The sequence below is a fragment of the Bacillus sp. S2(2019) genome, assembly GCF_005144805.1.
GTDB lineage: Bacteria > Bacillota > Bacilli > Bacillales > Bacillaceae > Bacillus > Bacillus altitudinis.
In genome coordinates this window covers 675,081-701,370 of the sequence record NZ_SWFL01000003.1, presented here as the reverse complement: position 1 = coordinate 701,370, position 26,290 = coordinate 675,081, and the positions used below count along the sequence as shown (strand labels likewise).

Annotated in this window: 30 protein-coding genes; 1 reads left to right on the top strand and 29 read right to left on the bottom strand. The window is 41.0% G+C overall.

Features of this window, described 5'->3' with window-relative positions; translation table 11 throughout:
- Window position 1: 1 nt before the first annotated feature.
- Genes bshB1 through FBF75_RS13890 form a run of 4 tightly spaced genes read right to left on the bottom strand, consistent with a single transcriptional unit; the run spans window position 2 to window position 2,274 of the window.
- On the bottom strand, window positions 2-706 hold the full coding sequence (gene bshB1, locus FBF75_RS13905; protein ID WP_024718519.1) for a bacillithiol biosynthesis deacetylase BshB1: 705 nt from the start codon (window positions 704-706) through the stop codon (window positions 2-4).
- Window positions 693-1,112 (bottom strand): methylglyoxal synthase, encoded by a 420-nt coding sequence (mgsA, locus tag FBF75_RS13900; RefSeq protein ID WP_008344580.1) that lies wholly within the window; start codon window positions 1,110-1,112, stop codon window positions 693-695. Before mgsA ends, bshB1 begins: the two co-directional genes overlap by 14 nt.
- A 17-nt stretch (window positions 1,113-1,129) precedes the next feature.
- The gene (dapB, locus tag FBF75_RS13895; protein WP_136944848.1) at window positions 1,130-1,933 is read right to left on the bottom strand and encodes a 4-hydroxy-tetrahydrodipicolinate reductase; all 804 of its coding nucleotides are present in this window, start codon (window positions 1,931-1,933) and stop codon (window positions 1,130-1,132) included.
- 5 nt (window positions 1,934-1,938) lie between these two features.
- Entirely contained in the window at window positions 1,939-2,274 is a 336-nt protein-coding gene (locus FBF75_RS13890; RefSeq protein WP_039165700.1) for a nucleotide pyrophosphohydrolase, read from the bottom strand.
- 137 nt (window positions 2,275-2,411) lie between these two features.
- Here FBF75_RS13890 and FBF75_RS13885 point away from each other — a divergent pair, with 137 nt between their 5' ends.
- Window positions 2,412-3,284, top strand: a complete 873-nt coding sequence (locus FBF75_RS13885) for a YitT family protein (RefSeq protein WP_003215598.1) — start codon at window positions 2,412-2,414, stop codon at window positions 3,282-3,284.
- 32 nt (window positions 3,285-3,316) lie between these two features.
- Here the strand turns inward: FBF75_RS13885 and ypjB are convergent, their stop codons facing one another.
- The 25 genes from ypjB to FBF75_RS13760 form a co-directional block, all read right to left on the bottom strand.
- On the bottom strand, window positions 3,317-4,123 hold the full coding sequence (gene ypjB / locus FBF75_RS13880) for a sporulation protein YpjB (RefSeq protein ID WP_008344572.1): 807 nt from the start codon (window positions 4,121-4,123) through the stop codon (window positions 3,317-3,319).
- A 65-nt stretch (window positions 4,124-4,188) separates the two neighbouring features.
- Window positions 4,189-4,782 carry a lipoprotein heptaprenylglyceryl N-acetyltransferase LhaT gene (gene lhaT / locus FBF75_RS13875; protein ID WP_136944847.1) on the bottom strand — a complete coding sequence of 198 codons (594 nt, stop codon included), beginning with the start codon at window positions 4,780-4,782 and terminating at the stop codon, window positions 4,189-4,191.
- 102 nt (window positions 4,783-4,884) lie between these two features.
- Window positions 4,885-5,652 (bottom strand): menaquinol-cytochrome c reductase cytochrome b/c subunit, encoded by a 768-nt coding sequence (locus tag FBF75_RS13870; protein WP_136944846.1) that lies wholly within the window; start codon window positions 5,650-5,652, stop codon window positions 4,885-4,887.
- Window positions 5,653-5,693: 41 nt separating this feature from the next.
- Window positions 5,694-6,368 carry a menaquinol-cytochrome c reductase cytochrome b subunit gene (gene qcrB / locus FBF75_RS13865; protein WP_003215804.1) on the bottom strand — a complete coding sequence of 225 codons (675 nt, stop codon included), beginning with the start codon at window positions 6,366-6,368 and terminating at the stop codon, window positions 5,694-5,696.
- Window positions 6,369-6,370: 2 nt separating this feature from the next.
- Window positions 6,371-6,877, bottom strand: a complete 507-nt coding sequence (locus tag FBF75_RS13860; protein ID WP_007500911.1) for a ubiquinol-cytochrome c reductase iron-sulfur subunit — start codon at window positions 6,875-6,877, stop codon at window positions 6,371-6,373.
- A gap of 144 nt (window positions 6,878-7,021) precedes the next feature.
- Window positions 7,022-7,468 (bottom strand): YpiF family protein, encoded by a 447-nt coding sequence (locus FBF75_RS13855; RefSeq protein WP_136944845.1) that lies wholly within the window; start codon window positions 7,466-7,468, stop codon window positions 7,022-7,024.
- A 61-nt stretch (window positions 7,469-7,529) separates the two neighbouring features.
- Entirely contained in the window at window positions 7,530-8,069 is a 540-nt protein-coding gene (locus FBF75_RS13850) for a ReoY family proteolytic degradation factor (protein ID WP_008344562.1), read from the bottom strand.
- A 75-nt stretch (window positions 8,070-8,144) separates the two neighbouring features.
- Window positions 8,145-9,416: a tetratricopeptide repeat protein gene (locus FBF75_RS13845; RefSeq protein WP_035702924.1), complete on the bottom strand. Its 1,272-nt coding sequence runs from the start codon at window positions 9,414-9,416 to the stop codon at window positions 8,145-8,147.
- 289 nt (window positions 9,417-9,705) lie between these two features.
- Window positions 9,706-10,992, bottom strand: coding sequence for a 3-phosphoshikimate 1-carboxyvinyltransferase (gene aroA, locus FBF75_RS13840; RefSeq protein WP_050827338.1), 1,287 nt, complete (start codon window positions 10,990-10,992; stop codon window positions 9,706-9,708).
- A gap of 10 nt (window positions 10,993-11,002) precedes the next feature.
- The gene (locus FBF75_RS13835) at window positions 11,003-12,118 is read right to left on the bottom strand and encodes a prephenate dehydrogenase (protein ID WP_136944844.1); all 1,116 of its coding nucleotides are present in this window, start codon (window positions 12,116-12,118) and stop codon (window positions 11,003-11,005) included.
- A 117-nt stretch (window positions 12,119-12,235) separates the two neighbouring features.
- Window positions 12,236-13,333: a histidinol-phosphate transaminase gene (hisC, locus tag FBF75_RS13830; RefSeq protein WP_136944843.1), complete on the bottom strand. Its 1,098-nt coding sequence runs from the start codon at window positions 13,331-13,333 to the stop codon at window positions 12,236-12,238.
- Between the two features lie 11 nt (window positions 13,334-13,344).
- Window positions 13,345-14,148, bottom strand: coding sequence for a tryptophan synthase subunit alpha (gene trpA, locus FBF75_RS13825; RefSeq protein WP_136944842.1), 804 nt, complete (start codon window positions 14,146-14,148; stop codon window positions 13,345-13,347).
- A complete protein-coding gene (gene trpB / locus FBF75_RS13820) occupies window positions 14,145-15,344 on the bottom strand; it encodes a tryptophan synthase subunit beta (RefSeq protein WP_007500937.1) in 1,200 nt (399 codons plus the stop codon). The genes trpA and trpB overlap by 4 nt, the downstream gene beginning before the upstream one ends.
- Window positions 15,325-15,993 carry a phosphoribosylanthranilate isomerase gene (locus tag FBF75_RS13815; RefSeq protein WP_136944841.1) on the bottom strand — a complete coding sequence of 223 codons (669 nt, stop codon included), beginning with the start codon at window positions 15,991-15,993 and terminating at the stop codon, window positions 15,325-15,327. Before FBF75_RS13815 ends, trpB begins: the two co-directional genes overlap by 20 nt.
- Window positions 15,990-16,742, bottom strand: coding sequence for an indole-3-glycerol phosphate synthase TrpC (trpC, locus tag FBF75_RS13810; protein WP_024718509.1), 753 nt, complete (start codon window positions 16,740-16,742; stop codon window positions 15,990-15,992). The genes FBF75_RS13815 and trpC overlap by 4 nt, the downstream gene beginning before the upstream one ends.
- Window positions 16,735-17,757, bottom strand: coding sequence for an anthranilate phosphoribosyltransferase (trpD, locus tag FBF75_RS13805; protein WP_136944840.1), 1,023 nt, complete (start codon window positions 17,755-17,757; stop codon window positions 16,735-16,737). Before trpD ends, trpC begins: the two co-directional genes overlap by 8 nt.
- Window positions 17,729-19,276 (bottom strand): anthranilate synthase component I, encoded by a 1,548-nt coding sequence (trpE, locus tag FBF75_RS13800; RefSeq protein WP_017359756.1) that lies wholly within the window; start codon window positions 19,274-19,276, stop codon window positions 17,729-17,731. The genes trpD and trpE overlap by 29 nt, the downstream gene beginning before the upstream one ends.
- A gap of 232 nt (window positions 19,277-19,508) precedes the next feature.
- Entirely contained in the window at window positions 19,509-19,892 is a 384-nt protein-coding gene (gene aroH / locus FBF75_RS13795) for a chorismate mutase (protein WP_008344549.1), read from the bottom strand.
- Window positions 19,889-20,980: a 3-dehydroquinate synthase gene (gene aroB / locus FBF75_RS13790; RefSeq protein WP_136944839.1), complete on the bottom strand. Its 1,092-nt coding sequence runs from the start codon at window positions 20,978-20,980 to the stop codon at window positions 19,889-19,891. Before aroB ends, aroH begins: the two co-directional genes overlap by 4 nt.
- Window positions 20,980-22,152, bottom strand: a complete 1,173-nt coding sequence (gene aroC / locus FBF75_RS13785) for a chorismate synthase (RefSeq protein WP_017359758.1) — start codon at window positions 22,150-22,152, stop codon at window positions 20,980-20,982. The genes aroB and aroC overlap by 1 nt, the downstream gene beginning before the upstream one ends.
- 76 nt (window positions 22,153-22,228) lie before the next feature.
- Complete coding sequence (locus FBF75_RS13780; protein ID WP_008344547.1) at window positions 22,229-23,005, bottom strand: CheR family methyltransferase; 777 nt, start codon at window positions 23,003-23,005, stop codon at window positions 22,229-22,231.
- A gap of 144 nt (window positions 23,006-23,149) precedes the next feature.
- Window positions 23,150-23,596: a nucleoside-diphosphate kinase gene (ndk, locus tag FBF75_RS13775; protein ID WP_003216015.1), complete on the bottom strand. Its 447-nt coding sequence runs from the start codon at window positions 23,594-23,596 to the stop codon at window positions 23,150-23,152.
- A gap of 129 nt (window positions 23,597-23,725) precedes the next feature.
- Window positions 23,726-24,688, bottom strand: coding sequence for a heptaprenyl diphosphate synthase component II (gene hepT, locus FBF75_RS13770; protein ID WP_007500951.1), 963 nt, complete (start codon window positions 24,686-24,688; stop codon window positions 23,726-23,728).
- 24 nt (window positions 24,689-24,712) lie between these two features.
- Window positions 24,713-25,417, bottom strand: a complete 705-nt coding sequence (locus FBF75_RS13765) for a demethylmenaquinone methyltransferase (protein WP_007500957.1) — start codon at window positions 25,415-25,417, stop codon at window positions 24,713-24,715.
- 3 nt (window positions 25,418-25,420) lie between these two features.
- Window positions 25,421-26,188 carry a heptaprenyl diphosphate synthase component 1 gene (locus tag FBF75_RS13760; RefSeq protein WP_046343853.1) on the bottom strand — a complete coding sequence of 256 codons (768 nt, stop codon included), beginning with the start codon at window positions 26,186-26,188 and terminating at the stop codon, window positions 25,421-25,423.
- Window positions 26,189-26,290 lie beyond the last annotated feature (102 nt).

Below are 26,290 nucleotides of genomic sequence, written 5' to 3'. Positions count from 1 at the left end.
ATTACCCCCCAAGTAAGTCATCGTCCATCAAAAGTGGCTTCTTTGTCAGAAACCCTTCTGCAAAAGGTTTATTGACTTCCCTTCCATACATCGACTCTCTCATTTTGACAAAATCGATATAACCATTTACAAGCGGTGTCTCCACTGAACTCTCTGTTTTGACAAATTGGCTTTTATACGCATGTAAGCTATCAATTTTTTGCTTCATCTCGTCTGAAATATCGATCACAAAATCTGGACGATGGTGGCCATTAATCATGTAATAATACATCTGGCTTATTTTATGCGCTGGCTGCTTGTATGAATCTTCAAATTTATGTATACCTGCAGAAAAAGCGGCCTCTTCTACAAGTGAACCCGCATGACCATGATCAGGATGTCGATCTTGGTGGTGCGGGGCAAAAATAAGTCTCGGTTTGTATGTTCGGATGACACCTGCAATTTCTTTCATCGCTTCGTCATTCAGATAAAGTCCTCTATCTGGCAGCGTGAGCTGGATTCGAGTCGTGACGCCTAAAATGGCAGCGGCTGCTCTGGCCTCTTCTTTTCGGCTTTCAACCGTTCCATTTGAAGATAATTCAGCCTGAGTCAAGTCACAAATCCCAACACGTGCCCCTTTTTTTACGTATTTTGCAATCGTTCCACCCATACCGATCTCTACATCATCGCTATGGGCACCGAATGCAAGGATATCAAGTGGTTTCATGCGTTCCTCCGTTTTTTGCTACATCTCGAAAATCAAACGTACCTTTATTTAAATTCCTGACTAAAATTTCGGCAGTCCCCATATTGGTTGCTAATGGGATGGCATACACATCGCAAAGCCGGATGAGTGCAGATACATCCGGTTCATGCGGCTGTGCAGTGAGAGGGTCTCTAAAAAAGAGCACAAGATCCATTGCATTATCAGCAATCATAGCACCGATCTGCTGATCTCCTCCAAGTGGTCCTGATTGGAAACGATGAACGGGAAGCCCAGTCGCTTCTTTCACTCTTAAACCTGTGGTTCCTGTTGCATAAAGTGTATGATCTGCCAAAAGATCTCGATACGCAATGGCGAATTGAATCATGTCACTTTTTTTCTTATCGTGAGCGATTAAAGCAATGTTCATCAGGGATCCACTCCTTATTAGTCGATAATATTTTCTAAGCCATAGACGAGTTGATCAATATGCATCACCTGTTCAACAGAAAGCTTCACACCTGACATAAAGGATGCACGGTTATAAGAATCATGACGGATCGTGAGCGTCTGTCCGTCCATTCCAAACAGCACTTCTTGATGAGCAATCATGCCTGGAAGCCTTACGCTGTGAAGACGGATGCCATCATAATCTGCTCCTCGAGCACCTTCGATTAGTTCTTTTTCTTCAGGGTGCCCCTGCTTTTTGCTTTCTCTTACTTCAGCAATCATTTCAGCCGTTTTTAGTCCTGTACCGCTCGGAGCGTCCAATTTTTTATCATGATGAAGCTCAATGATTTCAACATCAGGAAAATAATTCGCTGCCATTTTGGCAAACTTCATCATTAAAACAGCACCAACAGCAAAGTTAGGCGCAATAATACAGCCTATCCCTTTTTCTTCTGTTAATTGCTGAAGTTCTTTTAGGTCGTCTTCTGAAAAACCTGTTGTGCCTACGACTGGACGTACGCCATGTTCAAGGGCTTTTTTTGTATGTACTTTCCCGATTTCTGGGGTCGTCAAATCAATTAATACATCCGGTGCTGTTTCTGAAAGACACACGTCAATATCCGTATAAATGGGCGCATCAGATGTTGTATGAAGCACATGTGATAGCTTTTTCCCCTCATGTGTGTGATCAAGTGCTGCTACTAGTTCGAAGTGGCTTGTTTCTTCTGCCAGCTTGACAGCCTCTATCCCCATTCTTCCTCTTGCTCCAGCGATTACTACTTTGATGGTTTGATTCGTCATCTTCTCTACTTCCCTTCTTTTTTCGTCCAGCGGTCTTTGTCTCTTGTATTGAATTTATGCATCACACGATCATGGGCTTCTTCAAGTGATATATTGAGTGAATTGGCAAGGCATGTTAACACAAACAGCACATCGCCAATTTCTTCTTCCATGCTTTTTTCTGTTTCTGATGTTTTTTTCGGCTTTTCTCCATAGTAATGGTTGACCTCTCTTGCCAGCTCACCTAATTCTTCTGTCAGACGGGCCATCATGGCAAGCGGGCTGAAATAGCCTTCTTTAAATTGTCCTATGTAATCATCGACTTCTTGCTGCACGTGACGCAGCGTTTTTTCATTCGTCATGAAGCTCATCCTCCTATCCATCTCTTACATGTTAGCGAAATCATAAATATTTGACAAATGTTTAAAACTCAGTTTGCTTGTTTCTCTTCCATACCATATAATATTATCGCTGTCTAAGCAAAAAAAGGAGTGATCTTTTGCTAAAAGAAATTCGTCTTAAAAATATCGTATTTATTTTAATAGGATCTGCGATTTTTTCTTTCGGCCTTGTTCATTTTAATATGCAGAACAACTTGGCGGAAGGCGGATTTACAGGTATCACACTGCTTTTATATTTTCTATTTCACATTGACCCATCTATTTCAAACCTTGTGTTAAACATTCCGATCTTTTTTATCGGCTGGAAAATGCTTGGCAGAACCATGTTTACATATACAATTGTCGGAACCGTCAGTCTTTCTGTCTTTCTAGCCATCTTCCAGCGCTTTCAAATACATATGCCTCTTCAGCACGATTTAGCCTTAGCCGCACTCTTTGCAGGTGTGTTTATCGGAACAGGCCTCGGAATCATCTTTAAATTCGGCGGGACAACAGGCGGCGTGGACATTATTGCAAGACTGATCAACAAACATTATCAAGTCGCAATGGGAAGAACGATGTTTATCTTCGACGCATGCGTCATTACCATCTCTCTCACCTATTTAAATTACAAAGAAGCCATGTATACACTTGTTGCCGTATTTGTTGCTGCAAAAGTCATCGACTTCATGCAAGAAGGCGCTTACGCTGCCAAAGGAGCGATGATTATTTCTGAAAAGGATGACATCATTCAAAAGAAAATCACAGAGGAAATGGAGCGCGGAGTGACCATTTTAAAGGGTGTCGGCTCCTATACGAAACAGGAACGCAACGTCCTTTACTGCGTCGTTCCAAAAAATGAGCTTGTCCACCTCAAGAGCGTCGTAACTTCCGTCGATCCTCATGCCTTTGTATCAGTGAGTGACGTGCATGACGTACTTGGTGAAGGCTTCACATTAGATGAACATAAAAAGCCGCTCAATCCCCACTAAAAAAAAGAAGCCCGATAACGGTGCTTCTTTTTTTATGATTTTGGATAATCGGCTTGTCGCTTTTGCTTTTTTTCTTTTTCAGCACGGTATTTCCTAAACCCAACATACGTTAGAGTGAGTAAAATCATACTTCCTGTTGTTAAGATGACCCATAAAAGCGATGGATCCGCTTCATCTTGATCAACGTTCGCAAACACACTTGATAAATCTTCTTCAAGTTTCGTGAGACGCTCAAGCTTTGTCCCACTCGATGCTTTTAAAAATTCACCTTGTTCAATTACTTCCATGTGCTGCTTAATCGTCTGCAGCTTTTCAGGCGAGATATCAATGGTTAAACTCGGATAAATCATATCATACAATGAAACCAGCTCATTCCAAGTTTCATAGAACGTCGTCGATTCTGGATCTTTTACTTCTTTCTTTAATGTCGGAAAAGACCCCATAATCGGCTTCTCGAGCGAACCCCAAAGAGGTTCTGAATTTGATTGTATCGCATCGAGAAGCATTCTAAACTGAGAGGCATACCGAAGTTTTTCGCGCTCATTTAAGTCTTCCTGCGGGAGTCCTTTAATGATATCTTGATAGCCAAGTGTAATTTGCCGAACCTGCGTATTCGTCAGAGTTCCACGCCAATTCTCAGCTTTAAATGTCTTTTCAGCATACAATGCAACTTGTAATGCCTCATCATATTTAGCTTGTCTCGTTAATTGAAAGATTGAATCTGATAGTTCCGTTAATTCTTGCAGCGCTTTAGCAGCTGTTGTTTCCTCACCTTTTGCAGCTGCTGGATGCAAGACGAGAAATAATAATAGAATCATCGCGATTGACTTTCGTTTCATGCAAGTCCCTCCTAGCCTTTCTCCATACAGCGTATGAAGAAAAGGACAAGGTTAGACCAACATTGTTAAGGGAGTTCAAGCTTGACCGATTTTTTCGAGATGACAAGATAATACGAAACAAGAAGAACGGCAATACTTAACCAAAACGTCACGTAGCCGATCTCATTTGAATAGGCAGAAAGCATAGAATAGCGCGGCATCATTCCAAATACATAATCAATCACATCATTATGTAAAATCCATATGCCTGCTACAACCAAATGACGCATGTGAAAACGATAATACGGCGCAAATAACACAGCCTGTACCGCCATCGCAAAGTGCGAACCAATTAGCATATATCCTTCCCACGGAAAATCATCAACAGAAACGAGCACGAAAAGATTCATCCCTACAGCCCATAATCCATATTTGATCAAGGTGACAAGGGCCAGTGCTTCAAAATAAGGAGCATGGCGTTTCATTAGAAAGGCTAGTAATACAAATAAAAAGAAAAAGCTTGCCGTCGGACTGTCTGGAACAAAAGGTAAAAAGATAGCCGGCGTCTCAACGAGCTGTGGGATATACCAGTAGTAGCCATACACAGTACCAAGAAAGTTGACAATGAGCACCAGCACAAGCATGTAGCGTGTGGCTAGCAGATATTGAATCCATCTCATATTTCTCTTCACTCACGATCTGTTAAAATCAGAAAAAAGCTGACAGCGCCAGCTTTTTTCTCCTTTTGAGTATATCCTTGTACTTGCATTTAAACAACTGAATTATTTAGATTTGACCTCAGATAAATATTTCGAGAGCTTTTCAAGTTCTTCATCGCTGCCTTTAAAAATGCCCTTAGGCATGTTGCCTTTTCCTTCTACAGCGATTTTCGCAATTTCCTCTGGTGCTAAAGCATTGTCAACAAGTGACGGTCCAGCTGCCCCGCCTTGCATATTATCTCCGTGACAGGAGATACATGTCTGCTCTTGATAGATTTTATACTCTTCAGCTGAGGTATCAATCTCTGCTTCTTTCTTGATTTCACCTTGCTTCGCAGCTGCTTCCCAGTCATGAGTAGCAACAGACTCCCATGTTAAATAGGTTGCTGCACCAACTGCAAGAATCATCATCCCAACTGCAATTGGTCTTCGATATGGCCTGCGTTCAGGACCAGAATCAAGAAATGGTGCGAGTAAAAGAGCACCAAACGCAATTCCAGGCATAATCATTGCGCCAACTACCGTATAGCTCCCTGCAGCAAACTCATATTTTAACAACTGGTACAAAAATAGGAAATACCAGTCTGGCAACGGAATATAGCCCGTATCTGTCGGATCAGCCATCCGCTCAAGCGGAGGTGCATGAACAACAGTTAGGACAAGAAATCCAATTAAAAAAACAGCACCTACAAGCCATTCCTTTAAAAGAAAGTTCGGCCAAAAGGCTTCGGTTTTTCCCGGATATTCGGAATAGTCTTTAGGTATGTTAGGTTTTCTTTCTGCCGGTATTCTGGAATCTCCGACAAACTTCATCCCTTTTCCCCTATGCAAAGTCATCCCCTCCTCATTGAACATTCATCAAACGCAAAATTTTACAGCGGTCCAGAAATTCCTTGCTTACGAATCATAATAAAGTGGGCAGCCATCAGCCCAAATAATGCCGCTGGCAAGAAAAAGACATGGATAGCGAAAAATCTCGTCAGCGTTTGTGCACCTACAATGTCAGGATGACCTGCAAGCAGCGTTTTAATCTCTTTCCCAATGAAAGGTGTCGCCTCTGCAATTTGAAGACCAACCTTCGTCGCAAATAGCGCCTTCATATCCCACGGTAAAAGATATCCTGTAAAACCAAGTCCAAGCATCACAAAGAAAATGAGCACACCGACAATCCAGTTTAGCTCTCTAGGCTTTTTATACGCCCCTTGGAAAAAGACCCTCAGCGTATGTAAAAACATCATAACAATGACTAGACTCGCACCCCAGTGGTGCATCCCTCTTACAATCTGTCCGAATGCCACTTCATTTTGCAAATAATAGACAGATTCCCATGCGTTTTTAATATCCGGTACATAATACATCGTTAAAAACATGCCCGAAAGGACTTGAATGACCGTCACAAAAAACGTTAAACCGCCAAAACAATACACAAAAGCAGAGAAATGATGTGCTGGATTGACGTGCTCAGGCACTTCATGATCCGCAATGTCTCTCCATATCGGTGTAATGTCCAGCCGCTCATCTACCCAATCGTAAATCTTGTTAAGCATCGTTACCCTTCCCCTTTCGGCACAGCTTTTCCAAGATAGAGGTATCCGTCCTTCACTTGCTGCTTATAATGATCAAGCGGTGCAAGCGGTGGAGTTCCGGGTACGTTTGTACCATCCTTGTCGTACAGCCCATAATGGCATGGGCAGAAAAATTTGTTTGGATTTTTCGGATCACTGTTCCAGTTCACTGTACATCCCAAATGTTTACAGATTGGCGATAAAGCGACAATTTCATCCCCTTCTTTGTACACCCATGCAGACCTAGATTCCTTTGACTCATACCATGCATCTACTTGATCAATTTTAAAGTCAAAGCGCTTCGGTTCTTTTGTCAGTTCATCTACACTGACAACTTGAACCATATCCTGATCCTCTGTTCCTTTTAGCACAGGGTCAAGCGCAAAGCGAACCATAGGCATGAGCATTCCAGCGGCCATAAATCCCCCCACGCCGGTCAACGTGTAATTCAAAAATTGACGCCTGGACACTCCATGTCTCTTCTCGCTCATTTTTTTCTCCCCCCCTCAGGTCGTCAGCTACTTTATAACTGAATTAGAAAAAATTTCATAAAACTAGGACACCCTCATAATATATCAATCTATTCACAAGGTCAACAGCCTAAAAAGCTATGTACAATGCAAATGTAAGGGTTTTTATGAAGGGTTCCATTTTTGTAACAAAAAGTTCAAAATTTGTTCTACACTGTCTTGAATGACTTTTTGCTTTAAATTGACCTTTAAATGCTCAAGCGGAACAGACTGCAATATAAATGCCGATTCGCTCACTTCTAGCTGTTCTTTCCATTTGTTATCAGATGTGATAAACACAACATGCTGAAAATGTTCTTGCAATGATTGTTTTACTGCAAGTATGTCTTCTTGCTTACGATGATTTACTTCTAAATATGTATGTGGAGGAAAAAGAAACACTCTGCCTTTCAGTTGCCTTTCAAGATCCTCTGCCACAAGCATTGTAAACTCACCTAAAGACACGGTTTGTTTGATATGGCTTCCATCTATCCCAACTAATGGAATGATAGCGGTATCAATGTAATCTTTAGATTGTAAAAAGAGATCCGCGTCCTCCGCCTGAAACTTCATCTAGTTCCCCTCTTTCATCACATAAGCCCTGCCTGTATAGGGCAAGGCTTATTGGCTTGGTTTATGATAATAGGCTTAATTCTTTTGCTAACTTATTAAATGTTTCTTGATCATGACGGTCAAGCGCTTCATCGATTTCTTTCATCAGCCGTTCTTTTTGGAAAGTAGCAATAGAATGCTCTAGCACTTTCTCAGCAAGATCTTTATCTTTTTCATTTTCATAAAGATCTTTAGGAATATGAGGATTTGTTTCAAGTACAGCGGCATATTCCGGCGAACGATATGCAGATCGGAAATTCAATTGAATAAACAAATCTTGCTGTTTATTCAAACGAATATCATGAAATGATTTTTCTGCATCTGTCGTCATGATATTTTCTTTATAAAATCTAAAGGGAACTTCATCCACACAGTGTGTTGACATAATAATTCCCCTTGGGCAAAATTCTGCTTGCTCTACAAAATGAACCTTTTCCATCAAAGAGTCGTGACTCATTAAATAATTTAATATCCAAACACACTCTCTTCGCTTTAACTGATAATGGTTTAAGAACCACCGGATAAATTCCTTCTTTTCATTGACAGAAACAGGGGTCTGCATGTTATTCCCTCCTCTATCGTAAATTAAATTGCTATACATGAATTATTCAACAAACCAGTTCTTCATTCCTGCAAACTATAAGGAAATTTCGTCTTCAATTCTTAAAATCGTTTCTTCAATTTCTTCATTCGTGCCATCTTTCTGAAGAACTTTTCGTAATAACGGCAAGGCTTCTTTTTGTCTGCCTTCTTCTAAAAGGAACGAAGCATATTCATATAAAAAGTCACGTTCCTCATCAAAATCAGGCAGAGCAAGTTTGAAATACTCAGCGGCTTCATCATATTCTTCTCGTCCGACAGAAGCAGAAGCAGCATACCAATTCCATTTTGGATCTTCTTCCCCAAAACTTTTAACCTCTTTAATCACATCCAGAATTTCATCAAACAGCTCTTCATTTAAATAGATCGCAAGCAGCGTTTGAACTGCTTCAATATATCCTGGATCAAGAGCAAGTGCTTCTTGAAGCAATTTTTTCGCATCTTCCGAATGGCCATTTTTCAAATCAATCTTTGCCCCATATAAATATAACTCTTTGTTATACTCATCCACTTTAATTCCTTCTTTTACTATCTCTAAAGCTTCATGATATAGTCCTTCTTCCTCATAGCTTTTGGCTAAAGGCATATAAAGTGACGAATACGAAGGATCAATATCTTTTAGTTCAGAAAGCTGCTGAATAGCCGTTTTCGTTCTGCCAGCCCTCATCGCTGTAAATCCATAGCCAAAAAGTGTATTTGGATCCACTTGATCCTTTACAGCCTTTTCATACCATTCAAGGGCATCTTCAAATTCTCCAGCTGTGCTTAATGATTCAGCGAGCCGCTGATATACATTGACACCGCCAATTTCATTTTGTTGATCGGCCACTTTGTAGAAATAGTCGGCTGCTTTCTTTGAAAGACCTTGAGAAAAATACAATTCCCCTAAAGCAAAATCAATGACGGCTTCATGAGGTAGTAACTCTTTCGCTTTTAAAAGCTTTTGTTCACTGACTTCAAATAGTCCTTGCATTTGATACAAATCTGCCATTAACAATAAACTCTCTGGATACGCATCGTCATCTTCAGGAATCGTTTCAAGAACTGCTATTGCCTTCTCTTCTTCATCAGAGTCTATTAACAACTCTGCATAAAAACAGGTTAATCCTGTTTCTTCTGGATATAAATCATGTAAATCACTAATGAGATTCCGCGCTTTATCAATATCTCCCCAGTCATAATATAACTGAGCTGCCTGCGCTTTTTCTTCATCATGAAGATGCTTCTCTGCTTGAGCAAGTGTTTGGAGTCCCTTTTCAGTCTCACCCGCCTCAACTAATTTTATGGCTTCTTGTAATGAACTATTCAAATCAAACCGTTCCTTTCTGTTTCCAAAAACCTAAACTGTTGTTACTTCATATCATAATCGACAGCTGCATATCCAGCAAATATGTTGCTCTTTTAACATGAAGCCATTTTTGTGTTTTGAAGACTCTTTTTCAATCAATACTTTACTAAACTGACGATTTGTAAACCGAATACACTAAAAAATTGTTTTTGAATCAGCAAAATGCTCTTTTTCAAGGTTTCACCTTGAGACAAGCTATGCTATAGTTCTTTCAAATATGCAAAAGGAAAGAAAAAGCCTGAGGAAATCCTCAGACTGTTTGCGTTAAGTATTCAATGTGTTCAAAGAAATTTGGGTAAGATACACGTACTGCATCTGTATCTTCAATCTCGATTGCTTGCTCTGTTATACATGCCGCAATTCCTAACATCATACCAATTCGATGATCTCCGTAGCTTGAGACGACTGCGCCGCCTTTAAGGCTCGTTTTACCATGAATCTTCATTCCATCATCTGTTGCTTCAATATGAGCACCTAGTTTTTTAAGTTCTGAAACGACTGTATCAATCCGATTGGTTTCTTTCACTTTTAATTCAGCAGCATCTTTAATGGTCGTTGTTCCTTCTGCTTGAGTAGCTAGGAGCGCAATAATAGGAATTTCGTCGATGAGTCTAGAGATCATATCACCTGAAATGTCGATCCCTTTTAATGAAGAGCTAGAGATCGTTAAATCACCGTACGGTTCTCCGCCTTTAGCATCCACTTCTTGAATGTCGAGGTCTGCACCCATTTGTTTTAGCACATCTATTATACCAGTTCTCGTTTTGTTCAAACCGACATTTCTCAATACAATCCGGCTGTTTGGAACGATAGATCCCGCCACTAAGAAAAATGCAGCTGAAGAAATATCTCCAGGGACAAATACATCTGTTGCTTTTAACGTTTGTCCACCTTCAATTGAAACATTTTGTGCATCTTCATGTAGCGAGACACCAAACATTGATAACATTCTTTCGGTATGGTCTCTTGATTTATGCGGTTCAGTTAACGTCGTTGTTCCTTCTGCCTGCAGTCCAGCTAAAAGGACAGCCGATTTAATTTGCGCACTTGCAACCGGAGACTCATAAGAGATAGCTTTTAAATTACCCCCACGTATAGAAAGCGGTGTATACTCGCCATTTGCTCTGCCATCTATCTTGGCTCCTAATTGTCTTAGCGGACCTGTTACCCGTTTCATCGGTCTTTTGGCAATACTTTCGTCTCCGATCAGCGTACTGTGGAACTCACAGCCAGCCAAGATTCCCATCATTAAACGAATGGTCGTGCCAGAGTTACCGACATCGAGAATATCACTCGGCTCTTTAAGTCCTTTTAGTCCCTTACCATGAATGACAACATCTGTACCTTTTTGTTCGATGTCGACACCCATCTTTCTAAAACAATCGATCGTGCTTAAACAATCAGCGCCAGGAAGAAAGTTTTTTACTACTGTAGTACCGTCAGCAATAGCGCCAAACATCACAGATCTATGAGAAATGGATTTATCTCCTGGAATATGAATTTCTCCATTCATAGGAGCACTTTTATGAATTTTCATGTTCCTCACCTCAATCAGCATAAAATGTATCGTAATTTGCTCTATTTTTTATACAGAGTTCTGCCCGCTTTCGATCGTCATCTGTTTGAAAACTAATGCGTAAAATCCCGTTAATGTCTTCTCGCGTTTCAATAATACGGATATTTGTAATACTGATGTTTTCATTTGCTAGATATCCTGTAATTTCCGAAATAACACCAGGATGATCCGGCACATCGACATAAAGATCATAAAAAGCAGGGATAGCTCCTTTTTTCCTCAGAGGCAGGCCGTCGCGATATTCCTTGGCCTCTTGGAAATAAGAGAATAACCCCTCAGCATCTTCTTGTTGCACAAAGGATTCAATGCGGTCAATCTCTTTTTTCCATTCATGAAATCGGTCTAAAATCTTGTTTTTATTGTGCAAAAGGATATCGCGCCACATTGCAGGATTACTTGATGCAATACGGGTAATATCTCGAAAGCCTCCAGCAGCAAACCGTTTTACAAGAGGAAATTCTTCTTCAAAATGATGCGCTTGATGCACAAGACTGGCAGCGACGATATGTGGAAAGTGACTAATCACACTTGTCACAGCATCATGTTCTTCGGGTGTCATTTCAATGAAATGAGCATTGGTTCCCTTCAGCAGATCCTTCAAACGGTCAACAGCCTGACGACTTGTTACCTTTGCTGGCGTTAAAATGTAGAATGCATTTTCAAATAAAAAGTCTTTCGCTGCAATGACACCTGATTTATGAGACCCTGCCATCGGATGCCCGCCAATAAATTGGTAATGATCAGGCAACGTTTTTTCAGCAAAGTGAACGACCTTTTGCTTTGTGCTCCCTACATCCGTAATCGTGAGCTCTCTTTCAATTCCAGATGCTGCAATATCACTTAACATTTTGACGGTTTGTTGTACTGGCGTTGCCAAAATAATCGTTGCTGCTTCATTTAAGCCTTCCATAAAGGACTCGGCAGTCGCGTCGATGATCCCTAGTTTTATTGCAGCAATCATTTGTTCTTTAGAGACATCATAGCCTACAATTTTTTTATGTGGAAATTCTTTTTTAATCGACAGTGCAATAGAACCACCAATTAAACCGAGCCCAGCGATTAATATGGTTTCGTTTGCTTCATTCATGTTCATCACCTGATTTTTCGCGAAAATTAAACAAGCTGTTTCAATAGCTTATATGTATATTGGATGAGTTACAACGAAAGCCATATCCCATAAACAGGATATGACTTCATTGTTATGCTACGCACGAATGCCTTGTAATAAATCGGCAAGTGTAGTTAGGATTTCTTCATTTTGCTCCTTTGTTCCAACAGTAATACGTAAAGAAGTTGGGAATCCAAGAGCTTGACCAGATCGAACGATATAGCCCTTTTTCAAAAGTGCGTTGAACAGCTCATCAGCATCTCTTTTAAAATCAATTAGCACAAAGTTTGTTTGAGACGGATAGATAAATAATCCAAAGCGGTCTGCAAATTCTTGATACTGCTTGAGACCTGCTTCATTTTTTTCCCTGCACGATTGAATGAAGTCTTGATCTTTTATGGCTGCACGTGCAGCTGCTTGAGCGATACGACTTGTATTAAATGGCTCTCTCGCAGGTTCAATGGCGGTAATCAATTCCTCTGAAGCAACCCCATAACCTACTCGAAGTGCCGCAAGTCCATATGCTTTAGAGAATGTGCGCAGTACAATGACATTTTGATAGGCTTTTAATAGAGATAAACTGTTCGGAAAGTCTTCCGCGCGAACATATTCAAAATATGCTTCATCTAGAACGACAAGCACGTGAGCAGGCACTTGATCTAAAAACGATACGAGCTCAGATTCTGACAAATGATTTCCTGTCGGATTGTTCGGGTTACACACCCAAACGACTTTTGTGTTGTCATCCATCGCATCCAGCATTCCCTTTAGATCATGAGCTCCACCATTTAGAAGTGGTACTTCTCTAATCTCTGCATGCTCAATTACTGCATTGTGACGGTATTGCGGGAATGACGGAGATGGGATCACCGTATTTGTATGTTGATCAAGGAATGCCCTAGCAATAATTTGCACAAGTTCATCTGAGCCATTCCCGAATATTAATTGTTTTTCATTTACTTGAAGAAACTCAGCCAGTTCCGTTCTTAAACTTGCGCTGTATCCGTCTGGATAAATCGCTAAATGTTCAAGTTCAGCTTGTATGGCCTCTCTTGCATGTGTGGAACATCCAAAAGGGTTTTCATTTGAAGCCAATTTCACAATTTTGTCTAATTGATATTCTTTTTTGACCTCTTCAATTGGTTTCCCAGGTTGATACGGTTTTAGCTGTTTTAATTGATCTTTGATTTGCAAAATGTTTCACCTCATTTGAATGAATAGAGGGGACTAAATGTTTTTGCATATGTTTCAAATTCTCTTAAAGCCTCTTGGCGTGTATCACTCGCTACTAATTGTTCTTGAAGCTCTTCAATTTTTTTGACAAGTGCACTGCCGACAACGACACCATCACTCATTTTATTCATTGAGTCTACTTGTTCTCTCGTTGAAATACCAAAACCTACAGCAACTGGTATTTGACTCAGCTGTTTCACTTGTTGAATAAAATCTGTAATCGATGCGTCGAAAGATTGTCTGACACCTGTGACGCCGAGAGATGAAACACAATACACAAAACCTTTTGCCTGCTCTACAATTTTTTCTAATCGTTCCTTGCTTGTTGGTGCAACGAGTGATATATATGAAATGTCGTGTGCTTGACAGTTCTTCTGTAGCTCGCTGCTCTCTTCAAAAGGCAAGTCGGGTGTTAAGAGTCCCGAAATATGATTTTTGCGCAGTAAAGCGAAAAAGTATTCTGTGTCTAATTGTAACACAGGATTATAATACGTAAATAGAATTACAGGAATTTTTACGCCGTTTTTTTTCATCTTTCCTGCTAATTCTATCGCTTTTACGATATTCATACCATGATGAAGTGCTCTTTTAGAAGCTCTTTGAATGACAGGGCCGTCCGCTAACGGATCGGAATACGGCACACCTAGTTCAATCGCATGTGCCCCTGCTGCTTGAAGCGCGAGGGCTAAATCAATGGTGATCTCTTCTGATGGATCACCCGCTGTAATAAATGGAATAAATAATTTCTGACCTTGCTCTAATTGAAATGTGATCATTTTGTTTCACCCTCACTTTCAAGCACATTCATTAATGTATGCACGTCCTTATCTCCTCTGCCTGACAAGCAGACAAGAACAATGTCGTCTTCACTCATGTTCTGGCTCATCTCAAACGCTTTTGCTAAAGCATGTGCAGATTCGATCGCTGGCAGAATTCCTTCTTTTTCTGTGAGCAGCTTTAACGCATCTAGTGCTTCTTGATCTGTCGCACTCACATATTGAACCCGGCCGCTCGCATGCAAGTACGCATGCTCTGGCCCGATCCCCGGATAGTCTAATCCAGCTGAAATGGAATAGGGCTCAATAATTTGACCAAATTCGTCTTGGATCAAGTATGTCAAAGATCCATGTATGACACCTTTTGTCCCTTTCGTGATGGTTGCTGCATGAAGCGGAGTGTCGATTCCTTTCCCAGCAGCTTCTACACCAATGATATCGACCTCTTCATCTAAGAACGCCCGGTACATTCCTATCGCATTGCTTCCGCCGCCAACACAGGCAACGACTTTATGAGGAAGCTGCCCTTCCTTTTCAAGTATCTGTGCTTTTGCCTCATCTCCGATCATCCGCTGAAATTCACTGACGATTTGAGGATACGGATGAGGTCCAACGACTGAGCCGATCATATAAAAGTGGTCACTGCAATGCTGGACCCAATAGCGGATGGCTTCATTGGTTGCATCCTTTAATGTTCCGTTCCCGCTTGTGACAGGTATGACTTCAGCGCCGAGTAGTTTCATTCGGAACACATTGAGTGATTGTCTTTCCACATCTTCTTTTCCCATAAATACAGTGCAGGATAAACCGAATTTTGCCGCCACTGTTGCAGCAGCTACACCGTGCTGACCTGCTCCTGTTTCGGCGATAATATTTGATTTCCCCATTTTTTTCGCTAGCAGTGCCTGCCCAAGCGCATTGTTAATTTTATGAGCGCCTGTATGGTTTAAATCTTCTCTTTTTAAATAGATTTTAGCACCGCCGAGATATGCCGATAATTGATCAGCGTATGTGAGTGCGGTTGGTCTGCCTGAATAGTTTTTCAAAAGCGATATATATTCCTTTTGAAAAGCAGGGTCTTCTTTTAATTCACGAAAAGCTTGTTCGATCTCTTCTAGTGGCTGCATGAGCGTTTCAGGAACGAATTTCCCTCCAAATTCTCCATATCTGCCAATCTCATTTGGATATGCGTACATGGTTCAACATCCTTTCTTCGAGCGCTTTCATCTTTGTACTGCTTTTCTTCCCGTTTTCTTCTATACCGCTTGAAAGGTCTATGACGTCTGGACCAAAAGCAAGCAGATCTATTATGGTGTCTGGCGTGATCCCGCCAGCAATGGCGCAAGTTTTTCCCAGTTGTTTTGCATGCTGAACATATGAAGGCACCGCCTCCCATGCAAAAGCTGTTCCAGAACCGCCTCTCATTCCTTTTACTTTCGCATCAATGAGAAAACCGTCGACACTTGGAGCGAATGCCGTCATATGTTCAAGTGTGTCGTTTACATCGGGCTCGTGATGGAACACTTTCCAAACGAGCGCCTTCGTATGCTGTTTAATGTCATTTGCAACTTCTGGCGTCTCATCGCCATGAAGCTGCACAATATCTAAGGGGAGGTTGTTTGTGATCTCGCACACTTTTGGTGTTTTTTCATTCACAAATACGCCCACTATCTCTTTTTTACATTTTACTTTTGACAGCCAGTGTTTCACTTGATCTGGATGAACTTGTCTTTTACTCGGCGCAAAAATAAAACCGATGGCATCCGCTTGAGATTGCGAGATGCATGCGACATCCTCTTGTGAGACAGCCCCGCAATATTTTAAGTAAGGCTTACTTTCCTTCATTCTCCGAACAATGCCTGAACGGCTTTCTCCTGTGATTGTTCCCTCATTAAAGATTCACCAACAAGAACGGCATTTGCTCCGTGCTGTTTCACAAAGGTCAGATCATCAAATGTCTTTATGCCGCTTTCACTTACTAGTAATACGTCTTTTGGAACAAGTGGCGCGATCTCTTTTGTTTGTTCAACAGTTGTTGTAAACGTATTGAGATTCCGGTTGTTCACACCGATAATCTCAGGAGTGAATAGGTGTAAGATCTTTTCTAGTGTATGTGCTGCATGTACTTCAACGAGGACATCCAGTCCTTTTTCTTTCGCTTCTGTATAGAGCTCATACAGCTTTTGCGGCTCAAGCACCTCTCCAATTAATAAAATGGCATCTGCCCCTATCCGTTTCGATTCTTCTACTTGTATAGAGTCAATAATGAAATCTTTTCTTAAAATAGGACGTGTGATGTGTTCTTTAATAAGAGACAAATATTCGTTTTTCCCTTGGAAAAACGGTTCATCCGTTAAGACAGATAAACAATCTGCATTTGATGCTTCGTATGCTTTTGCTGTCTGTAAAGGATCAAAATGAGGCTGAATGATTCCTTTGGAAGGAGACGCTTTTTTCACCTCAGCAATCAGTCCGATCGACCGGTGAGGATTCATAAGGGCTTCTTTAAATGATTGTCTTTCATAATGTCCTTCCTCAGGTAATTGCAAGGTTTGCACATGTTCTTTTTTACGGGCGATAATTTGATTAAGCATAGATCTCTTCCTCTTTCGTTTTTTGTTTTAGACGGGCTAATTGTTCTTTAGCTGATCCGTTTTTGATCGTTTCTAATGCTTTCATTGTCCCTGCCATCAGACTCTCTGCTTTTCCTGCCACATATAATGCGGCCCCAGCATTAAGCGCTGTAATATGAAGCGGTGCTCCACCCGCTTGATAATTCAATATATTCTGAATCAATTTGGCGCTTTCTTCTGGTGATTGGACCTGAATGTCTGATAAATGCCCTTTTTCAAGTCCGAAGTCTTCTGGGTTTAACGTATATTCTGTCATGACACCTTTTTTGAGTTCAATGATGTATGAATTTGCTGTAATGGTTAATTCATCCAGCCCATCATCTCCGCAAACAAACAGGACATGTTCTGGCTCTAAAGGAGCAAGAGCTTTCGCCATGAGCTTTGCCTTTTCCTTTGCATACACACCAATGATTTGCTTTTTGGCCTGCATCGGATGGCAAAGCGGTCCTAATAAGTTAAATACCGTCCGAAATGCGAGCTGCTTGCGTACGGCGGCTACTTGTTTCATAGAAGAATGATAGAGCGGTGCAAATAAAAAGCCCATGTTTTTCTGCTGTATTTGCCGTCTTGTTTCTTCAGGTGTGGATTGAATTTGAATACCAAGACATTCTAGCACGTCAGCACTCCCGCTTTTAGAGGAGACGGAACGATTTCCGTGCTTGGCGATTTTCGCCCCAGCAGCCGAAGCAACGATGGCAGCGGCTGTTGATATATTAAATGTTGATAAACCGTCGCCTCCTGTCCCGCACGTATCAACGACATCAAGTGACCTTTCCACTGGTGCTGCATGCTGCCTCATGGCTTTCACGAAGCCTGTCATTTCTTCGGCGGTTTCTCCTCGATGCGCTAAAATAGATAGACTAGCAGCGACTTCAGCATCTGTTAACGAGCCGCTCATCATATCATGCATCAGGCCATTCGCTTCTTCTTCTGATAGTTTTCCTCCATTAACAAGAGCTGATAGTCGTTGATTCATTTGGCACACTCTCCTTTTCTGAGAAAATATGTTCAGCAAGCTGAATGGCTTTTAGAAGTGCTCCTGCCTTATTACATGTCTCTTCCCATTCGTTTTCTGGAACGGAATCAGCGACAATGCCGGCACCTGCTTGTATTGAAGCAGTCTGATGTTTGACGCTCATTGTGCGAATGGTAATACAGGAATCGATATTGCCGTCGAAACCAATATAGGCAATACAGCCGCCATACGTCTCTCTTGGCTCAGGCTCCATTTCGTTTAATAATTGCATCGCCCTAATTTTTGGGGCGCCTGTCAATGTGCCTGCTGGAAAAGCGGACATAAGTGCATCTACTGGATGTGTATCCTGCTTCAGCTTCCCTGTCACAATAGAAATAATGTGCATGACGTGCGAAAAGTTCACGACTTTTGTAAAAGTTGGGACAGACACACTGCCATACTCTGCCACACGCCCCACATCATTTCGAGCCAGATCCACTAGCATGTAATGTTCTGCTTTTTCTTTTTCATCATCGAGCAACTCTCTTGCTAGTGCATCATCTTCTTCTTTTGTCATTCCTCGTTTTCTTGTACCAGCAATTGGATGGATTTCTAAGTGACCGTTTTTCGCATGGATTAATCGTTCTGGCGAGCTTCCCACTAAGTCTCGATCTTTTAATTTCATAAAATACATATACGGTGATGGATTGACGATCCGAAGCACACGATATAATTCAAATGAGCTCACTGTCACTGGAATGTCAAAACGTTGAGAAAGTACACCCTGGAAGATATCACCCGCTCGAATATACTCCTTGATTTTTTCGACATCCTTTAAAAATTTTGCTTTTTCATAGGTAGACGTCACCTGTTCAAACGAAGGGGGTTCATTCATATTCCCTGAGATAATCAGTTCTTTCATATCAATTTTTGTATGAAGCTGCTGTACCATCAGTTCAAGCTGCTTTTGATTTTCTCGATAAACCAGAATTTTTTCTTCGTCTGTTTCATGACCGTTCAGCTGCGTGTACTGAATAAAATGAACTTGGTTTGTTTCATGATCAAATGCGATCATTGTTTGGCAAACAAATAATGTGCAATTATCTGTTGTTGATGCATTCGGATGCGGCTTGACAGACGGCTCAATGTTGGGAATGAGGTCGTAACTTAAGTACCCTACGGCTCCGCCAGTAAATGGGATATCAATTTCAGGTGTCTTGATTTGATATTGCTCTTTCATCCAGTCAAGCAACTCTTTCAGCTCCGCTTTTTGCATCACTGACTTTCCTGCAGCGTCACGAGCAATATAATGGTCTTGCTCGTCATGTAATGTTAAAAAAGGATGTAATCCGATAAAGGAATATCTCGACCAGCTAGAAGATTCGTCTTTGCTTTCTAGCAAATACACAATATCCTGTTTCAGTTTCTCAACAATTTGAATGGGTGAGAGCGTATCAACTGTAATGGTTTCAACAATCGGGATGGTTTTGTAAAACTGGCTGTCTCTTAAAAATTGGGTAAGGTTTGATTGGGATTTCATAAGCACACTCCTTAAATGGAATTAAGGAGAATGAGGGGACATCTTGAGGATTTGTTTGAGTATACGAAATAAGCCTAAAAGAGGCTTCGCTCTTTTAGGCAGTATGATTAAATAGAAGTATCGTATCTCTGCTCAACTCTACTCATCTCAACTACCCTAGTCTCATTCTCATCTTCTCTAAGCTTGCAATGCCGTTCACACCTGTGTGTAAACTTCGGCTGTTCATATCGTATTATAATTCCTTGTTTTTTGTCAACTGTAAATCAGGCCGAAGCGTGACAGCCTCTTCCAAGTATACGTGCTGTATGTCTTCCTGCTTGACATCTGTCTGAACGGTCATTAAAACGCGAATACACTTCTTTAGACCTCCATCAATGTCAAGCTCTTGCATACAAGTGACAGGCACATAGGTCCATCCTTCAAACTGCCTGAGTGCTTTTGCTGGAAAAACAGAGTGAATATCTTGTGTAGCTGAAATCAAGATCTGCACGACACGCTCTGGATCTACTTGGTTTTTTGAAATGATCGCTTCTAGCAGCTGCTTCGTTTTGGTTAACACTTCTGTTTCAGTATCTTCTGTCACAGTTGTAGCCCCGCGTATGCCGCGAAACATCATAGACAGCCCTCCTCCCGTTTCCATTCTTCGAGCCAGTGATACAGCTCATCTTTTGTGAAAGATTGCAGGGTGACGTCTCCAACTTGTTTTAGCAAAACAAACTGAACACTCCCGCCTCTTGCCTTCTTATCACCAATCATGCGATCGACAAATGTTTTGGTTGAAATCGTTTGTGTGACTTGTACTGGGAACCCTAGTTCTTTCATCCACACTTTAAGTTTCTCGCGATCTAGGCTGAGTCCTTGCTCTTTTTCACTGACATATAAAGCAAACTGCATGCCAATTGCAATGGCATCTCCATGCGTGATCGCACCGTATCCATACTCCGCTTCAATGGCATGCCCTAGTGTATGACCTAAATTCAAGTATGCCCGCACACCATGTTCTTTTTCATCTTCTTGAACAATGGATGCTTTCACTTGAATCCCTTGATAAAGCATATGTGCCAGTTCATCCTTTGATAATTCTGCTAACGAACGAATGGACATCAGTTCTGATAAAAAGACTTCACTTGAAATCAGTGCATGTTTTATCACTTCTGCAAAGCCTGATCTCAGCTCTATTGGTGAGAGTGTCTCTAGCATACTTGTATCATAAATGACAGCAGCCGGTTGATGAAACGCACCAATTAAATTTTTGCCGAGCGGATGATTGATTCCGGTTTTTCCGCCGACTGCACTATCATGTGCAAGCAGCGTGGTCGGTACTTGAATAAAATCAATGCCTCTCATATAAGTGGCAGCAGCAAAGCCAGCCAAGTCTCCAATCACCCCGCCTCCTAATGCAATGATGCATGAGGAGCGGTCGAGTTGAAATTGGATGGCTTTCGTATGAATCTGCTCAAACTGCGCAAAAGATTTTGATTGTTCTCCGTTTGGCACCACTATTTTTTGTACAGACCATTTCTGTTTCAGTAATTGAACCATTTCATCTCCATAAAGGGCATCGACGGCTGAATCTGTCACGATAAAGAGCTTCGTGTAGGATCGCCCAGTGGAAGTAATCAAGTCTACGATATTTTGTCTAATCCCATCACCGATATATACAGGATAAGTAGCTGAAGACGTCTTCACTTCCAGTGTTTTCATTAAAACTCCCTCTGAAGCTGTCGCATTTTGTCGACATTTTCTTTAATGCGGTCAATTTGATCAAGACCAAACTGCTCAACTACAGCATTGGCGATTTCCCATGCAACGACTGCTTCTGCCACAACACTTGCGGCTGGAACAGCACAGCTGTCAGAACGCTCAATACTTGCAGAGAAAGGTTCTTTTGTTTCAATATCCACGCTTTGCAATGGTTTGTATAAGGTTGGGATTGGTTTCATAACCCCTCTTACGACGATTGGCATGCCAGTTGACATTCCGCCTTCAAGACCACCTAAGCGATTTGTTTTTCTCGTATAGCCTTTTTCTTCATCCCAGATAATTTCATCATGAACTTCACTGCCATTTTTAGAAGCCGCCTCAAAGCCAATACCGAATTCAACTCCTTTAAAAGCGTTGATACTCAGTACTGCGCCCGCAAGCTTGCTATCCAGTTTGCGGTCATAGTGCACATAGCTGCCGACTCCAACTGGCATCCCTTCAACGATGACTTCGACAATACCACCAATTGAATCGCCGTTTTTCTTCGCTTCGTCAATGGCATCCATCATTTTTTGACCAGCTTCACTGTCATAGCAGCGAACAGGTGATTCTTCTGTTACTTTTTGCAAATCTTCAATAGATTCATAAGTGGTATGGGAAGCTTTTACTCCACCAATTTCAAGGACGTGACCAGCCACTTTGATTCCAAGGTGAGCCAAAATTTGTTTCGCTACTGCACCTGCTGCTACACGAACCGTTGTCTCGCGTGCTGATGAGCGCTCTAATACGTTTCTCATATCACGGTGACCATATTTAATCGCACCATTTAAATCCGCATGCCCTGGTCTTGGACGAGAGATTTGACGCTTCATTTCACTCTCTTCTTCTTCAGTAATTGGCTCTGCACCCATGACCTTTGTCCAGTGCTTCCAATCATTATTTTCAACAACAAGTGCAATAGGAGAACCTAATGTTTTCCCGTGGCGGACTCCACTTAACACTTTCGCTTGGTCTTTTTCAATCTGCATTCTTCTTCCGCGGCCATGACCTTTTTGTCTTCTAGCCAGTTCATAATTGATGTCATCCTGCTCTATGTAAAGTCCCGCTGGAACTCCTTCAATAATTGTGGTCAGTTGTGGACCATGTGATTCACCTGCTGTTAAGTACCTCATGACTTATTCTCCCTTCATCGCATTAACGCTTTTAAGTAAAACTATAATAACACACTTCCTACTAAAAAGTCAGCTACTACCCCTTCTTTTGATAAAAGAAAGTATCAGCAGAGGTTAGTCCAAACTTTTCTGGGTGAAAAATTTGTTCTGTAGAACCAACAAATAATACGCCGTTTTGCTTTAAACTGCTGCTCATTTTTAAGTAAATTTCTTCTTTCGCCTCTTCTGTAAAGTAGATGAGGACATTTCGGCACACGATGAGATCCAGCTGTTTTTCATATGGATCCGCTAAAAGGTTGTGTTTCTTAAATTGAATGTGCTTTCGAATCTCATCCTTCACCGTGTAAAATGAAGAATCTTCTTTGGTGAAATATTTTTGCTTGATTTGATCTGGCACCTCTTGCAAAGATCGTTCATGATATCTTCCTTTTTGCGCGGATTGCAGGACTTTATCATCAATATCCGTTGCAATAATTTGGAAGTCTTTCACAAGCGGATGGCTTGATAGCAGCATTGAGAGTGTATACGGCTCTTCTCCAGTTGAGCAAGCTGCACTCCATATTTTTAGGGTGCCGCTGTTTTTTGAAAGCAGCGGCAGGATTTTTTGATCAAGTACTTCCCAGCGCTGATAGTTTCGGTAAAATTCTGACACATTGATCGTCATTCGATCCATCGTTTCATCTAATAGTGCTTTGTCCTTTTCAAGAGCAGACGCAAATGCCTCAAAATCTTTATATCCTTTTTTATCATAAAGAGATGTTAATCTTCGTTTCATTTGTGCTTCTTTATATAAATTCAGATCTACCCCAGTTAGTTTTTTCCATTTTCCAACAAATACTTGATACTGATCCATCAATGTCCTCTCCTGTCTCATCTATCTTTGTCCTAGTATAGCTGTTTTTATCATAAATTTGTATCATCTCATGCGAAAATTCGTATAGAAATCTCAATATAAAAAAGCCAAAGTGATCGTTTGATGAACACTTTGGCTTGAACATTAATAAATCCAGCTTGAGATCGTTTGATCCCAGTTTGTCAGTTCTTCTTGTTTGAAGAACAGGTTGATTTCTCTTTCGGCACTTTCTGGTGAGTCTGAGCCATGGATAATGTTTTTGCCAACAGTTAATCCATAGTCGCCTCTTATTGTTCCCGGAAGCGCTTCCTTCGGATTTGTCTTTCCAATTATCTGCCTTGTTACGTCTACGACTTGTTCACCTTGCCATACCATCGCAAATACAGGTCCTGACGTAATAAAGTCAACCAATTCACCGAAAAATGGTTTTTCTTTATGCTCTCCGTAATGTGTTTCTGCTACTTCTTTTGGAATGCTCATGAGCTTTGCTCCAACAAGCTGAAGCCCCTTTTTTTCGAATCTTGACACAATTTCACCGATTAATTGTCTTTCCACACCATCAGGTTTGACCATAAGAAATGTTTTGTCCATATACGTTTTCCACCCCGTCGTTATGTATGTATAGGCTTACATTGTTACAAAGTGATCGTATCATTTTTTTTTATAATAATCAATTTTTGACAAAAAATTTCACAAAAAAACCAATCAACGAAACGTTGATCAGAATTTTCGTTTACCAATATATTTTGCAATCGACGCTAATGAAGATTTAGCCCGCCCACGCGGAAGTTGATCGAGCTGTTCAAATGCTTTTTTCAAGTACATTTCACTCACTCGAATGGAACGGTCGATCGCATCTGTTTGTTTGAGATGTTCAATCACAGGTTTCAGCTGCTTTTCCGTCGTTTCACTATTGATCAGCTTCAACTGACCTTCTAACGTCGGGTTCTGAAGCGCATATAAAACAGGAAGAGTGACATTTCCTTGTAAAAGGTCCCCACCAACAGGCTTGCCTAATTCTTCTTCAGTTGATGTAAAATCAAGGACATCATCAATGATTTGGTACGACATACCAACATAGTACCCAAACCAGTAAAGGGCTTTATGTGTTTTTTCATCTGTTCCAGCTGCAATCGCACCTAATTGGCAGCTGCCTGCAATAAGCAAGGCTGTTTTTCGCTTAATTCTTCTTAAATATGTACGAAGGTTTTGGTCCATGTTGTATTTATCTTTGACTTGTTCTATTTCCCCAAGACAGAGCTCGACGACCATTTTTGACAAAATTTCATGTGCCATTGGGTGATTGATTTTCGTCATGTACTCGAGTGACCTTGCAAATAAGTAATCCCCCGTGTACATCGCAATTCTGTTGTCCCATTTTGCTTTAATCGTCGGTTTTCCTCTTCTCAGTTCTGCATCATCAATGACATCGTCATGGACAAGTGATGCCATATGAATTAATTCAAGCGCTACGGCTACATATTTAATTTTATTAATATCATAGTCACCAAACATGCCTGATAGGAGAACAAAAACGGGGCGGATTCGTTTTCCGCCCGCTTGCAGCAAATGAAGACCGGCTTCACTTAATAATGCATAATCAGAGCGAACGGTTTGTTCAAGCTCTTTTTCAATTATATCGATATCATGATTTAGAAAAGAAATCATTGCTTTTAGTTTCATTATTTTCACCCAAATATCGTTTATTCAAAGCTTCTTTCCGATATGTGTTGCTGCTACACCGCCTGTAAATGGATGATACGAGACATCAGATAGACCGGCCTCTTCAAAAAGAGACGCCAGTTCTTTCATGCCAGGGAACGTTTTGGCTGATTCTTGAAGCCATGAATACTCCTGATAGCTTTTGGCAAACAGTTTGCCAAAGAGCGGCATGATGTATTTGAAATAGACATAATACCCTTGTTTAAACCCAATCATCTCAGGCTGTGATGTTTCAAGGCAGACAACCATTCCACCGGGTTTTACCACTCGTGTCATTTCCTTTAGCACTGTTAAATAATCAGGGACATTTCGAAGGCCAAAACCGATTGTGACATAATCAAATGAGTTGTCCTCAAAAGGAAGCTCCATTGCATTGCCGTGGAGCAGCTCAATTTGATTGTAGCCGCCTGTTTTCACCTTCGTTTCGCCAACACTCAGCATATTTTTACTGAAGTCAAGACCTTTGACCTCGCCTGTTTCTCCAACAGCGTCTGCAAGCGCAATCGTCCAATCGGCAGTTCCGCAGCATACATCTAGTGCTTTGGCTCCTTTTTGAACATTCATGAGCTTCATTGTTTTATCGCGCCATTTTTTATGCTGTTTAAAGCTAATGACAGAGTTCATTTGGTCATAGTTTTTATAAATTTTTTCAAATACACCGTGTACTCGCTGTTCTTTTGATTGCTGCATGACTTACCCTTCTTCCACTTTCTGATGGTACGCAGGTTCATTTTTCATATGATCCAAGCGATTTAATAGCTCTTTTTGAACGATCGGAGATGAAACTAGATGCACCTTGATTGATCGTTTGGCCTTTTCATAGCCTTCATTCTCAAAGTTGTCAAAACATGTATAGGCGTCCGTATAGCTATCGTTCAAAAAAAGTTTTAAATGTTTGTCGTCTTCTGCTTGTTTCATAAAACGTTTATAAACAAGGAAGCGACTTGCAATTTCATTCCAATGCGTCAATTGAAAGTGCTCAGAAATTCTTTGGAATAGCGCAGATTCCACTGTAGCAACACTTTTATAAAAGTGGGCTGCATCTTGAATGGATCGATCATATAGTCTAATTTTATGTTCATTAATCTCTTTGATCGCCGTGGCGAGAGTGCGGATCATGTAAATATCTTTCATGTCAGAGAGAAGAGAGTAATAGAGACCGCTGAAATAGTCTCCTGCTAGGATGGTCAACTGACGATTTTTGAACTCGTCTTGTTTGATGGCTGCAGCAGTTGTGACTTCGTCATGGGTATCAAGGGCAATTTGCACAAGCATCGCCGTTAAAATATAATTTTCTTTTTTCTCAGCATCGATTTGAGCTTCATCAAACATTGCATGAAAAAGAAGGAGCTTATCTTCATCGATGAGCGGCGCACGCAAATGCTTCGCCAAATAAGGATGAGAAAGCTTTTTGTTTAATTTTATATTCAGATTAGATAAAATTCCGTAGATGTCTTGCAAAGATATCACCCTTGTCCCAAAAATTACAGTTTCATATGTAGCTCTCTACATTGTATAGAGATTTATTATACCATATCAGGCCTGACTTTCATGCTATCAAGT

What these genes read in the sequence shown, in the direction of transcription:
- mgsA (WP_008344580.1), bottom strand. Translation starts at nt 1,112, where the DNA reads ATGAACATTGCTTTAATCGCTCACGATAAGAAAAAAAGTGACATGATT.
- lhaT (WP_136944847.1), bottom strand. Translation starts at nt 4,782, where the DNA reads ATGAGATGGATTCAATATCTGCTAGCCACACGCTACATGCTTGTGCTG.
- hepT (WP_007500951.1), bottom strand. Translation starts at nt 24,688, where the DNA reads ATGAAACTAAAAGCAATGATTTCTTTTCTAAATCATGATATCGATATA.
- trpE (WP_017359756.1), bottom strand. Translation starts at nt 19,276, where the DNA reads ATGAAATCCCAATCAAACCTTACCCAATTTTTAAGAGACAGCCAGTTT.
- qcrB (WP_003215804.1), bottom strand. Translation starts at nt 6,368, where the DNA reads ATGCTTAACAAGATTTACGATTGGGTAGATGAGCGGCTGGACATTACA.
- ypjB (WP_008344572.1), bottom strand. Translation starts at nt 4,123, where the DNA reads ATGAAACGAAAGTCAATCGCGATGATTCTATTATTATTTCTCGTCTTG.
- aroC (WP_017359758.1), bottom strand. Translation starts at nt 22,152, where the DNA reads ATGAGGTACTTAACAGCAGGTGAATCACATGGTCCACAACTGACCACA.
- FBF75_RS13835 (WP_136944844.1), bottom strand. Translation starts at nt 12,118, where the DNA reads ATGAATGAAGCAAACGAAACCATATTAATCGCTGGGCTCGGTTTAATT.
- FBF75_RS13855 (WP_136944845.1), bottom strand. Translation starts at nt 7,468, where the DNA reads ATGAAGTTTCAGGCGGAGGACGCGGATCTCTTTTTACAATCTAAAGAT.
- aroB (WP_136944839.1), bottom strand. Translation starts at nt 20,980, where the DNA reads ATGAAAACACTGGAAGTGAAGACGTCTTCAGCTACTTATCCTGTATAT.
- ndk (WP_003216015.1), bottom strand. Translation starts at nt 23,596, where the DNA reads ATGGACAAAACATTTCTTATGGTCAAACCTGATGGTGTGGAAAGACAA.
- dapB (WP_136944848.1), bottom strand. Translation starts at nt 1,933, where the DNA reads ATGACGAATCAAACCATCAAAGTAGTAATCGCTGGAGCAAGAGGAAGA.
- trpD (WP_136944840.1), bottom strand. Translation starts at nt 17,757, where the DNA reads ATGAATCAACGACTATCAGCTCTTGTTAATGGAGGAAAACTATCAGAA.
- aroA (WP_050827338.1), bottom strand. Translation starts at nt 10,992, where the DNA reads ATGAAAATTCATAAAAGTGCTCCTATGAATGGAGAAATTCATATTCCA.
- bshB1 (WP_024718519.1), bottom strand. Translation starts at nt 706, where the DNA reads ATGAAACCACTTGATATCCTTGCATTCGGTGCCCATAGCGATGATGTA.
- FBF75_RS13815 (WP_136944841.1), bottom strand. Translation starts at nt 15,993, where the DNA reads ATGAAGGAAAGTAAGCCTTACTTAAAATATTGCGGGGCTGTCTCACAA.
- FBF75_RS13890 (WP_039165700.1), bottom strand. Translation starts at nt 2,274, where the DNA reads ATGACGAATGAAAAAACGCTGCGTCACGTGCAGCAAGAAGTCGATGAT.
- trpB (WP_007500937.1), bottom strand. Translation starts at nt 15,344, where the DNA reads ATGTACGCATATCCAAATGAGATTGGCAGATATGGAGAATTTGGAGGG.
- FBF75_RS13850 (WP_008344562.1), bottom strand. Translation starts at nt 8,069, where the DNA reads ATGCAGACCCCTGTTTCTGTCAATGAAAAGAAGGAATTTATCCGGTGG.
- aroH (WP_008344549.1), bottom strand. Translation starts at nt 19,892, where the DNA reads ATGATGTTTCGCGGCATACGCGGGGCTACAACTGTGACAGAAGATACT.
- trpA (WP_136944842.1), bottom strand. Translation starts at nt 14,148, where the DNA reads ATGATCACATTTCAATTAGAGCAAGGTCAGAAATTATTTATTCCATTT.
- FBF75_RS13780 (WP_008344547.1), bottom strand. Translation starts at nt 23,005, where the DNA reads ATGGATCAGTATCAAGTATTTGTTGGAAAATGGAAAAAACTAACTGGG.
- FBF75_RS13860 (WP_007500911.1), bottom strand. Translation starts at nt 6,877, where the DNA reads ATGAGCGAGAAGAGACATGGAGTGTCCAGGCGTCAATTTTTGAATTAC.
- FBF75_RS13765 (WP_007500957.1), bottom strand. Translation starts at nt 25,417, where the DNA reads ATGCAGCAATCAAAAGAACAGCGAGTACACGGTGTATTTGAAAAAATT.
- trpC (WP_024718509.1), bottom strand. Translation starts at nt 16,742, where the DNA reads ATGCTTAATCAAATTATCGCCCGTAAAAAAGAACATGTGCAAACCTTG.